This is a genomic window from Acidovorax sp. GW823-FHT05D11, assembly GCF_058795695.1.
This window is the reverse complement of sequence record NZ_CM179502.1, coordinates 4,669,463-4,681,590: the sequence shown is the minus strand read 5'-3', so window position 1 is coordinate 4,681,590 and position 12,128 is coordinate 4,669,463. Positions and strand designations below refer to the sequence as shown.

Here is a 12,128-nt window from a genome sequence, read left to right as displayed (position 1 = left end):
TTGCCGATGACTAAAAAGAATACTTCTACTTCTCTGCTGGATCCTGTCCTGATCCGGACAGCGTTCTGGGGGGCGCTGGCCAAGCTCAGCCCGCTGGTTCAATGGCGCAACCCGGTGATGTTCATCGTGTACATCGGCAGCATCTTCACCACGCTGCTGTGGCTGCATGCCCTCAATGCACCGGCGGATGCGAGCATGCGCCCGGGCTTCGTGCTGGCCATCACCGTCTGGCTCTGGTTTACGGTGCTGTTCGCCAACTTCGCCGAAGCGTTGGCCGAAGGCCGCAGCAAGGCCCAGGCAGCCTCCTTGCGTGGATTGCGCAAGGAAACCTGGGCCAAGAAACTCAAGGAGCCGGTCCATGGTTCCGCGTTCCTGCCGGAGCAGGCCACCAACTTGCGCCGCGGCGACGTGGTGCTGGTGGAGGCGGGCGATGTGATTCCGCTGGATGGTGAAGTGATCGAGGGCGTAGCCTCTGTCGACGAAAGTGCCATCACCGGCGAATCTGCGCCGGTGGTTCGCGAGTCCGGTGGGGACTTCTCCGCCGTGACGGGCGGCACCCGCGTGCTTTCCGATTGGCTCGTGGTGCGCGTGTCCGTGAATCCAGGCGAGTCTTTCCTGGACCGGATGATTGGAATGGTGGAGGCCGCCAAGCGGCAAAAGACGCCCAATGAGGTCGCCTTGACGATCTTGTTGGTGGCATTGACGATTGTGTTCCTGGTGGTCACCGTCACCCTGCTGCCTTTTTCGATCTTCAGCGTGCAGGCGTCAGCGGCTGGGACTGTCGTCTCTCTGACGGCCCTGGTGGCCCTGCTGGTGTGCCTCATCCCGACCACCATCGGTGGACTGCTGTCGGCCGTTGGCGTGGCTGGCATGAGCCGGATGATGCAGGCCAACGTGATTGCGACCTCGGGGCGGGCCGTGGAGGCCGCAGGAGATGTCGATGTGCTCCTGCTGGACAAGACCGGGACCATTACCCACGGGAATCGCCAAGCCAGTGCGTTCCTGCCTGCTCCAGGGGTTTCACCTGGCCGCCTGGCCCGCGCAGCCTTGCTGGCATCGCTTGCGGACGAGACGCCTGAAGGGCGCAGCATCGTCGAGCTGGCCCGCCGTTCGGGCACCCCCGACGAGAATCCGCAGGGCGTGCTGCTTGTGCCTTTCACTGCGCAGACGCGGATGAGCGGTGTCGACCTCCCTGCCGTCGAAGCGTCCGGGCAGCCCGCAACCATGCTGCGCAAGGGAGCCGTGCAAGCCATTGCGCGGCATGTGGAAGCGCTGGGGGGCGCCATGCCACACGAAGTGGCGGCCGCCGCCGACCAGGTGGCGTACCGGGGAAGCACCCCCCTGGTGGTGACGGAAGGGCGTCAGGTGCTCGGTGTTGTGGAACTCAAGGATGTCGTGAAGGTCGGCATCAAGGAGCGCTTCGCCGAGTTGCGCCGCATGGGCATCCGCACCGTCATGATCACGGGTGACAACAAACTCACGGCAGCCTTCATCGCCGCGGAGGCCGGGGTCGATGACTTCCTGGCGGAGGCGACCCCGGAGGACAAACTGGCGCTGATCCGCAAGTACCAGTCGGAAGGACGACTGGTGGCGATGACCGGTGACGGCACCAACGATGCGCCGGCATTGGCGCAGGCCGATGTCGCCGTGGCGATGGGGAGCGGAACGCAAGCCGCCAAGGAAGCTGGCAACATGGTCGACCTGGACTCCAACCCGACAAAACTCCTGGAGGTCGTTGAGACTGGCAAGGCGCTCTTGATGACGCGAGGCTCTCTCACGACGTTCTCGATAGCGAACGACGTGGCGAAGTATTTCGCCATCATTCCGGCCATTTTCGTGTCGACCTATCCGCAGCTTTCCGCGCTCAACGTCATGCAGCTGGCGAGCCCGTCGTCTGCCATCTTGTCGGCCGTGATCTTCAATGCGCTGGTGATCGTCTTCCTGATCCCCCTGGCATTGCGAGGGGTGCGGTATCGCCCTGTGGGGGCGGCGGCCCTGCTGCGCCGCAACCTCGCGATCTATGGCCTCGGAGGTTTGATCGTGCCGTTTGTCGGCATCAAGCTGATTGACTGGATACTGGTGGCCGTAGGGCTGATTTGAGGAACCTTCCATGAAAAACATTCTTCGCCCAGCACTTGTCGTGTTTGTAGCCCTCAGCGCGCTGACGGGCTTGCTGTACCCCTTGGCCGTTACCGGAGCGGCGCAGGCCGTTTTCCCCCACGAGGCTGCGGGAAGCCTTTTGCAGCGCAATGGCCAGGCCGTTGGCTCTTCGTCGATCGGCCAGAATTTCACGGAACCCGCGCATTTCTGGGGGCGTCCGTCGGCCACGGCGCCCATGCCCTACAACGCGACGGCGTCGGGCGGCTCCAACCAGGGGCCCCTCAATCCGGCGTTGAACGATGCGGTCAAGGCCCGCGTGGAGGCATTGCGCGCGGCCGACCCCGGCAATCTGGCGCCGGTGCCCGTGGACCTGGTGACGGCGTCCGCCAGCGGTCTGGATCCGCATATCAGCGTCGCGGCGGCACAGTACCAAGCCGCCCGCGTGGCGCGGGCCCGCCACGTCCCCGTGGCGAGCGTGAATGCCCTTGTCGACAAGCTCACCGAAAAGCCGATCCTGGGCCTGCTTGGCGAACCCAGGGTGAACGTACTGGCACTGAATCTTGCCTTGAATGATGCACGGTAGCAGCGCATCCCGCCTTTTGTCATTCTTGCCCATGGGGCCCGCTTGGAGCCAGGCACGCCATGGCTGACATGCAGCGCCCAGACCCCGATGCGTTGATCGCGCAACTGCGCGCGCAGGAGGCGCAGACCACGCGCGGCAAGCTGCGCATCTACTTCGGCGCCAATGCAGGGGTGGGCAAGACCTGGGCCATGCTCAGTGCGGCGCAGCGGGAGCGTGGTGCTGGCCGCGACGTTCTGATCGGGGTGGTGGAAACCCATGGCAGAGCCGAGACGGCGGCCTTGCTCGCGGGATTGGATGCATTGCCCCTCAAGGAGGTGGAGTACCGTGGCCGGCTGCTCCTTGAATTTGACCTGGACGCGGCCCTTGCACACAAGCCGGCCATCCTCCTGGTGGATGAGCTTGCCCACTCCAACGTGCAGGGATCCCGCCATGCCAAGCGCTGGCAGGATGTCCAGGAACTGCTCGCCGCGGGCATCGATGTGTGGACTGCGCTCAATGTCCAGCATCTGGAGAGCCTCAATGGGACCGTGGGTGCGATCACGGGGATCAGGGTCCATGAGACGGTGCCCGACACCGTGCTGGACGACGCGGACGAAGTGGTGCTTGTCGACGCCACCCCCGATGAACTGATATCCCGCCTGAGTGCAGGGAAGGTGTATGTCCCCCAGCAGGCTGAGCGTGCGGCCCAGAGCTTCTTCCGCAAGGGCAACCTGATTGCCCTGCGCGAAATCGCACTGCGCCGCACCGCTGAGCATGTGGAGGACGACGTCCTGGGATGGCGGATCGAACAGTCAGGCACTCCCGGCGAGCGCGTGTCTGCCGCCTGGAACACCTCGGGCAGCATACTGGCGTGTGTCGGGCCGAACGAAGATGCCGCGCAGACCGTGCGCGCGGCCGCGCGCCTGGCAGGGCAGCTCAATGTGAAGTGGCATGCCGCATACGTGGAGACACCGCGCCTGCAGAGGCTGGACGCACCGCAGCGCGACAGGATTCTGGCCGTGCTGCAACTGGCGCAGGAGCTGGGCGCCGAGACGGCGGTGCTGACGGGCGACCACGTTGCGCCGGCCCTGGCTGCACAGGCGCTTCACCTCAATTGCGCCACCCTGGTCCTGGGTCGTCCTGCGCCGCGGCGCTGGTGGCAGAAGTGGCCTTCGACCAGGGAGGTGGGCCGGGAAATCGCGGGACTTGCCCCCTCGCTTGATATCGTGGAAACGGCGCGCGCGGGTAGTTCGAGGCGGTTGCCGCAGGCACTCTGGAGCCACAAAGTCGGCGTTGAGGCCAGGGAAACCGACGAGGCCGCACACCCGCGCTGGCAGGGCTTCCTCTGGGCGCTCGGTGCCAGCATTGCGGTCACGTTGATGGCGACTCTGTTGCACGGCGTCCTGGAGTTGACCAACATCGTGATGCTGTACCTGGTCGGCGTTGTCGGGGTCGCCATGCGATTCGGGCGCGTGCCTGCGGCGATGGCCGCACTGCTCAATGTGCTGGCCTTCGATTTCTTCTTCGTATCACCGCGGCTGTCTTTCGCGGTCAGCGACGTGCAGTACGTGGTCACTTTTGCCGTGATGCTCGGGGTGGGACTTCTGGTGGGACAGCTCACAGCCGGCCTCAGGTTCGCGGCCGGAGTGTCCAACAGCCGGGAGCGCCGGGCCCAATCGCTGTTCGAGCTTGCGCGCGAGCTGTCGGCGGCCCTGGAGACGAGCCAGGTCATCGAGATCGGCGCGGCGGCTGTGCAGGGGCATTTTGGCGGCAGGGCGGTGGTGGTTGCATTGGACGCGTCGGACCGCCTTCACTACCCCGATGATCTGCCCCAGGAATTTGACAAAAGTGTGGCCGACTGGACCTTGCGGCAAGGACAGAGCGCGGGGCTGGCCACGAGCACCCTGGCGGCGCAGGCATGGCGCTATGTCCCCCTCAAGGCGCCCATGAGGGTGCGCGGTGTGCTGGCGCTGGAGCCCGCGCACCCAAGGTGGCTGCTGATTCCGGAGCAGGCTCAGCAACTCGATACCCTGGCCCGGCAGATCGCCATCGCGCTCGAACGTGTGCACTACGTCCACATCGCGCAAAAGGCGGTGGTGGACATGGAGTCCGAGCGGCTGCGCAATGCCTTGCTGGGCGCTGTCTCCCATGATGTGAGAACACCGCTGACGGCGCTGATCACGCTGGCCGAATCGCTCAAGGGGTTGCCGACGGAGGAGCACGATGCCGTGGCACAAGCCATCGTGCATCAGGCGCACCAGCTCAACGCGCTGGTCAGCAACCTGCTGGACATGGCCAGGCTGGAAAGTGATGTTTCGGGACAAAGTGTCCACTTGCGGCGTGACTGGCAGTCGGTCGAGGAAGTCGTGGGCGCCTCGATACGCGCCGCCAAGCCCGCGCTGAAGGAGTTGACCGTTCGCACGGAAATCCCCGCCCATTTGCCGCTGGTGGAGTTCGATCCCGTCCTCATTGAGCGCGTGCTGGTGAATTTGCTTGAGAATGCCGCCAAGTACGGCGCACCGCCCGTTGTCATCAAGGCGTTTGCGACAGAAAGGAGTCTGGTGTTGACCGTGACGGACCACGGGCCTGGCCTGCCACCCTCTGTGCGTGGCAAGGAACACCTGCTGTTCGAGAAATTCACCCGGGGACAGGCTGAATCGGCGACACCGGGCGTGGGCCTGGGGTTGGCGATCTGCAAGGCGGTGGTGCACGCGCACGGCGGAACGATCTCCGCTGCCAGCGCAACCGGGGGCGGGGCGGAATTCACCATCACGCTCCCGCGCCGAGAGCCTCCCCCCGATCCCGATTTGGAAGATATGGAGCGGGGCGTTGCCGCCCCGGGATACGATGCAAATACGTACCGTGCTGGTGGTTGAGGATGAGCCGCAGATCCGGCGCTTCGTTCGCAGTGCGCTCGAAGCAGAAGGATGGCAGGTTCATGAAGCCGCGACGGTGCGCGAAGGACTGTCTGCGGCGGGTACCCGCCAGCCCGATCTGCTGGTGCTGGACCTGGGATTGCCTGACGGCGATGGCATTGACCTGATCCGCGACGTGCGGGGCTGGTCCGCCGTGCCGATCATCGTCCTGTCTGCGCGCACCGATGAGGCCGACAAGGTCTCCGCACTCGACGCTGGAGCGGATGACTATCTCACCAAGCCCTTTGGTACGGGGGAGCTTCTGGCGCGCGTGCGTGCCAATCTTCGCCGCCCGCGTGCGGCGACAGGAAATGGGCTCACCGTGGATGGGGTGGAGCCAGCCTTTCATTTTGGCGACGTGGAGGTGGACCGCAGCGCTCGGCTGGTACGCAAGGGCGGGGTTGAAGTCCACCTGACGCCGACCGAGTACCGCATGCTGTCGGTGCTGGTCGCCAATTCGGGAAGGGTCATCACCCAGAAACAGCTGCTCCGCGAAGTGTGGGGGCCGATGCGGTCGGACCAGAGCCACTACCTGCGCATCTACATGGGGCATCTCAGGCAGAAGCTCGAGGCAGATCCGGCGCAGCCTCGTCATCTGCTGACCGAATCGGGAGTGGGGTACCGACTCGCGGTGTGACTCCACAAGCGATGGGCTCCAGGGCTGCAGCGGTGCGCCCGGCGCGTTTCCCTCGTCGCGTGATGTGGCCGCGGAATTTGACAACGAATTGACGGCTCGAACCCCAGTTTTTACGAACGATTTACACCAGTTTTTCTAGACTGGGTGCATGTTCAATAGATGCCACTACCCCTTTTTTTGAAGGTTGCCCCGTGGCGAAAGACATGCTGCAAACATACGCAGGGATCAGCCTGCACCGGGTGGCCATGCTGCCCTTCCCCGGGGAGTGCGACGGTCCGGACTCTCTGGTGGCACTGCCCCTGGTCGCTTCATGCACCGACGCACAGGACTTGCGAAAGACACTTCATTCGGCTCTGGGCGCCCGGTTGCGGGGGTACCGAATGTGTCTGGACAGGCCCCGCGAGCGGGCAAGTCTCAGCTTGCTTGTGCAACGCAAGGATGTATTGCACACCGTGTGCTGCGTGATGCGCGTGTTGCCGCACGCCGAGTTTGGCCGCGTGGTGAAAGTCGCTGGTGCTGAGGAATTCCCGTGCCATTGACATCGCTCCACATCCAGTGGGCCCCATCCATGGGAGCGTGGCTGTCGGATCGCAGACGTTGCGATCCCGGAAGGTCGATCCATGGATGACTGGGTGCATGTGTCGCTGGCGCTGCTGGTACTGTTGGTTCCGATCGGCGTCGCGTGGATGGCATTGAAGCTATCTGACCGGGGGGCGCGCAAATCCGGGCGCGGTCTTCGATGAAGCCGTCTTCCCATCGGAGCAAGGTGGAGCCGGCGAACCGTGGCGATCTGGCCGCGCTCGATCGGCTGGAGCGCGCGGCTTTCGAGAACGACAGAATCTCGTTCAGAAGTTGGCAACGCATGCTGGCCAGCCCGTCGGCCCGCGTTCTCGTGTGCAGATCGAGCGAAGGCTTGGAGGGGGCGTGCGTGGTATTGCGCCGCAAGGGATCCTCTGTAGCTCGCCTGTACTCGATCGCTGTGGCGTCTGCCGCAAGGGGTTCCGGCATGGCCGCTGAACTTTTGACCGCGGCGATCAGGGACGCGCGAGAAGCCGGGTGCGCGGTTTTGAGGCTGGAGAGCAGGACTTCCAATGTCTGCGCACACCGCCTGTTCCTTCGCCATGGATTCGTGGGGATGGGCCGCAAGCTTGCCTACTACGGCGATGGCGAAGCCGCTTTGTGCTTTCAGAAGGATCTCTTCGACGACGCGCGGGCGCGAGAAGGGAACGCCTCTCGGGTGCGGCACTACGCCCAGACGCTGGATTTCACCTGTGGGCCCTGCGCATTGCTGATGGCCATGTCTGCCGTGGACCCGTCCATCCCTGTCAATCAAGCCGCCGAAATCCGCCTATGGCGTGAGGCCACAACGGTCTTTATGGCGGCGGGCCATGGTGGGTGTGGTCCTTTCGGACTTGCGCATGCGGCATTGCGCCGCGGCTTTGACGTGTCGGTCTATGCAGCGGCTGGCGCATCACTCTTCATGGACAGTGTGCGCGACCCTCTCAAGAAAGACGTCATCCAGCTGGTGGAAAACGACTTCCGGTTGGAACTGGAGGCTCACCGCGTTCCTGTCCATGCCCGGCCCGTCTCTCCCGAAAGCGTGATTGAGCAATTGCGCATGGGAAGCCTGCCCATTGTCCTCATCAGTCTGTGGCGGCTTCACCGGGAGAAAACGCCACATTGGGTGGTAATCACCGGCTTTGACGGCGCGGTTTTTCGCCTTCTGGACCCTATGGCGCGTTCCAGTGACCCGGACGGCGGAGTGTCCATCAGCTTTGGTGAATTCAAGAAGATCGCCAAGTACGGGCGCCGCAGGCGCACTGCCGCGGTCGTCATCTCCGGAAAGAAATAAATTGTCTTCAGAACATGTGATCGTGGTGGAGAAGCTCGCAGACTTTCGATGGAGCGAGCCCGAGATCAGAGTCATCACCGCCGATCAATTCGTCGCGGAGGAGCCGGATGCCCGGGGGCGTTTTCGCAAGGTCACGAACCTTTGCCGGACTTATGGCTACCTCAGCATGGGCTACTACTGCTCCCTGCTGGCGGAGGCGCGTGGCGACCGGGTCACCCCCAGCGTGGACACCATACTCAGCCTTCAGCGCAAGCGAATGCAGCCTGATGAAGCGTTCGTGCAGCTCAATAGACTGGTCGGTCCGCTGAAGGAAATCCCCGGCTCCGTGAATACGCTGACCTTGCATGTGTTCTTCGGGGTCATGGAGGACCCCGTGCTGGCGCCGCTGGCTCGAAAGAGCTTTGAACTGTTCCGTTGTCCATTGATGGAGATCACCCTCGAACGGCAGGAGCAGTCCGCAAACTGGCAGCTCGGCGGAATACAGGCGTTGGACCTTCGCGATGTCGAGCCTGCGCGCGATGAGGTCTTTGTTCGAGCGCTCCGCCAGTACACACGGCGCAGCTGGCGCCCCATGGTCGCCATGCCACTGCCCCGGATGGACCTCGCGGTCCTGCACGATCCGGATGACCCGCTTCCTCCGTCCAGTCTCAGGACGCTCAAGAAGTTGGTTGATGTGGGGCAGGACATGGGAATTGCGGTGGAGCTTATCGAGAAGAAGGACTTCTCCCGCCTGACCCAGTTCGATGCGCTGTTCATTCGGGAAACCACCGCGGTGACGCACCATACCTTTCAGTTTGCGAGAAAGGCTGTCGCCGAGGGCATGCCGGTCATAGACGACCCCGTGTCCATCCTGCGCTGCACGAACAAAGCCTTTTTGGCGGAGCTTCTGCGCGAGCATGCCATTGCCACACCGGTGACGCGCATGGCCAGCCGGCGCACGCTGGCCGGCATGGAGCACACGCTGGACTACCCCGTGGTGGTGAAAGTACCGGATGGTGCGTTCAGCCGCAGTGTCAAGAAGGCGGAGAGCTTTGAGCATCTCCAGGACATTGCGAAAGGCATGCTCAGGGAATCGGAAATCATCCTGCTGCAGGAGTACATGTACACAGACTTTGACTGGCGCGTCGGGGTTCTGGCGGGGCAAGCGGTCTTCGCGGCGAAGTACTTCATGTGCAATGGGCACTGGCAGATACTGCAGCACACAGCAAATGGCAAGTACACGGAGGGGCGGGTGCAGGGCGTACCGCTGCAAGATGTGCCCACAGAGGTGCTGGCGGCAGCCGTCAATTCCGCGCGCCTGGTTGGCAATGGATTTTATGGGGTGGACATCAAGGCCACGGCCTCTGGTGTCTATGTCATCGAGATCAACGACAACCCCAATCTCGATGTTGGCATGGAAGATGCAGCATTGGGCGACAAGCTGTATTCCACTTTGCTCTCGCACTTCCTGCTGCAGGTGGAACGCCGATTCACATCCACTGCGCAGCGTGGCAACGCGTCTCGTTTGCAACCTGACGCGGTGACGCCTGGGTAGTTCGACGCGGGAACATTTGGCGGCTTTTTTACGGACGGCGGGCCTGCTCGGAAATGGGCCGATCGCCGATGCGATGGACCCATCCTCCGCTGTTTTGGTTAGCATGGTTTCCGAAGCCCGGTTTGCGGCAGGTCGCGAGGAAATCCGGGATTGATTTCCTGGCTGCACCACGTGAAATGGGCGCTGGCGCCCACGCCATGATGGCTGAATGAACCGCCAGTCGGCGCAAGGTGCCCACGCCCCAAGTGTTTTGCTCGGCATCACGAACCAGACGAAAGGCCACTGCATGTCAACCGAGTCCCATCCCGCCTGCGTGCGGGAGTTGCGCCAGGTCCTGTTATGGCCCCTGCGCCTGATGCCGGTGCGGGGTTCCGAGGGGCGACACGCCAAGCCCTGGCAGGTGCTGGCGGACATGGGCGAGGCCTCGCCCTGGCGCGAGGTGGTGGATGAATTCACGGGCGACAGCGATCGTTTTCACGAGCGCCACTACAACGAGTTCGTGACCTTCTTGCCCTACGTGCAGCGCTTCCTGTACGGCGAGGGGCGCAGCCAGAAAGGCAGCAGCGCCGCAGGTTCACCGATGCGGGTATTCCGGCGCAGCGACGTCAGTGCCGTGCGGGCGGTGCTGCACCCCGGTGCGCCGCCGATCACGCTCGACATCGTCCATGTGGACCTTTACTTTTTCCTCGACCTGGATCTGGTGCTGCTCAATGTCGAGGTCAGCGCCCGCGACCTGGCGCTGGCCCAGGCGCAGGAACTGCTGTACCGCTTTGGCCGCGGCTACCCCGCCAGCTGGGATGCGAAGGGCCATGCGCAGCACTGCCTGTACAGCGCCGAGTGGCTGGACGCCGCGGGGCAGGTGCTGGCCCAGTCCGATGCCAACCAGCGCGACCTCTTCATGGCCCATGTCAGCAGCCACCGCGCCCCGCGCATCGCCGCCCATTGGGCTTGGCTGCTGGAGCCCCTGGTGAGCGACCATTCGGAGCGCAGCGGTCCCTTGCGCTACCGCCAGATCGAGTACTACCGCATGCCGCAACTGGCCTTTCTGGCGCTGGACAACCCGCGCGCACTGAGCCGCAGCGACTTCGTTCGCCTCGGCCTGGTGACCGGGGCGGCCACCTCCAGCGACGACGCCAGCCTGCCCTATGCCGAAGAGCATCTGGCCGACTTCGAAAACCGGTTTTGTTACGACCGATTCTGGAGCCACAGTGGCGCGGCTCCCAACACGCGGTATCTTTGCAGCGGCCATTCGCTGCTGGTGCTGGGCGATGCCCACAGCCCGTTTTTTGTCTGCCGCGACCGGGGGGTGCTGGCGCAGTTCCGGCACCAGCATTTCTTGTTGTTCCTGATCGCGCATTTCCAGAAAGCGGCGCTGCTGATGTTCTCGGACCGGCTGGCCGAGGCACTGAAAAACCTGGACATTGCCGACGCCGCCAGCGTGCGCCGCTTCAAGCGCACGATCCGTGACAGCTTTGCCGGCTTTCTGCGCTTCACGCACCGCTACTGGTTCCACGAAGTGTCCGAACAGGCCCAGGTGCGTGCCCTGTTCCGCATGTGCGCCAACCACCTCGGGCTGGACCCGCTGTACACGGAGGTCAAGGAGCGCATTGGCGAAATGAACCAGTACCTGGACGCGGACAGCCTGCGCCGCCAGGCCAACACCGTCGTCCGGCTGACGGTCGTGACCATCTTTGGCCTGATCGGCACCGTGACCACGGGCTTCCTGGGCATGAATTTGCTGGCCGAGGCCGATGCTCCCCCGGGCCGCAAGCTGGGGATTTTTGCCGTCGTGTTTGCCTTGACCACCTTGCTGACGGTTTACACCATGGTCAAGTCCAAACGCCTGTCGGACTTTCTGGACGTGCTTTCAGACGAACGCGCCAGTGCCTGGCAGAAAGTCAAGGCGCTGGGGCTGGTGTGGCGGTGCACAGGAGAATGAGGCGTGCTGCCCATGCCCCTGCTGGCCGTTCATCGCCGAGTTTTGACCAGGCAGTGACTGTTGTCGCCGATGGCACCCTTCTGTTGGAAAATCGCGCGTGACGGCAGTCGCTGTGTGGCCTACAGCGGTCATCCACCTTCGATGCAGCGACAGGCATGCACGCACGATTCAGTTGCGCCGTCCTGCCGCCCGCTGTGCCTGCAACGTCGATTCGGCCCTGCCGTGTGCAGGTTTCGAACGCCGTGCGGCCAGGCAACAGCCAGTTCTTTGCCCGAGCCGGAGGCGGCAGGCGCAGGCAGGCAGCCAGGTCGCTTGCAAGCTTTCTGTGCGAGGAGGATAATTCGCTCTTATGAAAATTCTCACCAACGTGATCAAGGCATCGTTCACCCCCTAGTTGCGCCCCTCGATCGCGTGTCGGAGGGCTGTGCGCCTTCCGGTCCATAAAACCCCGGCAGGCTCCACCTCCGGGGTTTTTTGTTTTTTCAGACTTTCTCACCACCCAACCTATGCGTACCTACGACAAGTTGATTGCCACGATTCCCGGCCGCCGGAGCTTGAGTTCCGTGCGCCCGGGCTTCGGCGACAGCAC

At 63.6% G+C, this 12,128-nt stretch carries 8 protein-coding genes; all 8 read left to right on the top strand.

The features are described 5' to 3' along the window. The first annotated feature begins 6 nt into the window (after positions 1–6). Positions 7–2,100, top strand: coding sequence for a potassium-transporting ATPase subunit KdpB (kdpB, locus tag AC3RCE_RS21510; RefSeq protein ID WP_218339786.1), 2,094 nt, complete (start codon positions 7–9; stop codon positions 2,098–2,100). A 10-nt stretch (positions 2,101–2,110) separates the two neighbouring features. Then, positions 2,111–2,683, top strand: a complete 573-nt coding sequence (kdpC, locus tag AC3RCE_RS21505) for a potassium-transporting ATPase subunit KdpC (RefSeq protein ID WP_492253906.1) — start codon at positions 2,111–2,113, stop codon at positions 2,681–2,683. A gap of 59 nt (positions 2,684–2,742) precedes the next feature. Next, positions 2,743–5,538 carry a DUF4118 domain-containing protein gene (locus tag AC3RCE_RS21500; protein ID WP_492253905.1) on the top strand — a complete coding sequence of 932 codons (2,796 nt, stop codon included), beginning with the start codon at positions 2,743–2,745 and terminating at the stop codon, positions 5,536–5,538. After that, a complete protein-coding gene (kdpE, locus tag AC3RCE_RS21495; protein ID WP_255591049.1) occupies positions 5,510–6,214 on the top strand; it encodes a two-component system response regulator KdpE in 705 nt (234 codons plus the stop codon). The genes AC3RCE_RS21500 and kdpE overlap by 29 nt, the downstream gene beginning before the upstream one ends. 620 nt (positions 6,215–6,834) lie before the next feature. Continuing rightward, positions 6,835–6,957: a hypothetical protein gene (locus AC3RCE_RS21490; protein ID WP_255591048.1), complete on the top strand. Its 123-nt coding sequence runs from the start codon at positions 6,835–6,837 to the stop codon at positions 6,955–6,957. After that, complete coding sequence (locus AC3RCE_RS21485; RefSeq protein ID WP_492253904.1) at positions 6,954–8,066, top strand: GNAT family N-acetyltransferase/peptidase C39 family protein; 1,113 nt, start codon at positions 6,954–6,956, stop codon at positions 8,064–8,066. Before AC3RCE_RS21490 ends, AC3RCE_RS21485 begins: the two co-directional genes overlap by 4 nt. A gap of 1 nt (position 8,067) precedes the next feature. After that, entirely contained in the window at positions 8,068–9,600 is a 1,533-nt protein-coding gene (locus AC3RCE_RS21480) for a RimK family ATP-grasp domain-containing protein (RefSeq protein ID WP_492253903.1), read from the top strand. A gap of 286 nt (positions 9,601–9,886) precedes the next feature. Next, positions 9,887–11,539: a hypothetical protein gene (locus AC3RCE_RS21475; protein WP_492253902.1), complete on the top strand. Its 1,653-nt coding sequence runs from the start codon at positions 9,887–9,889 to the stop codon at positions 11,537–11,539. Positions 11,540–12,128 lie beyond the last annotated feature (589 nt).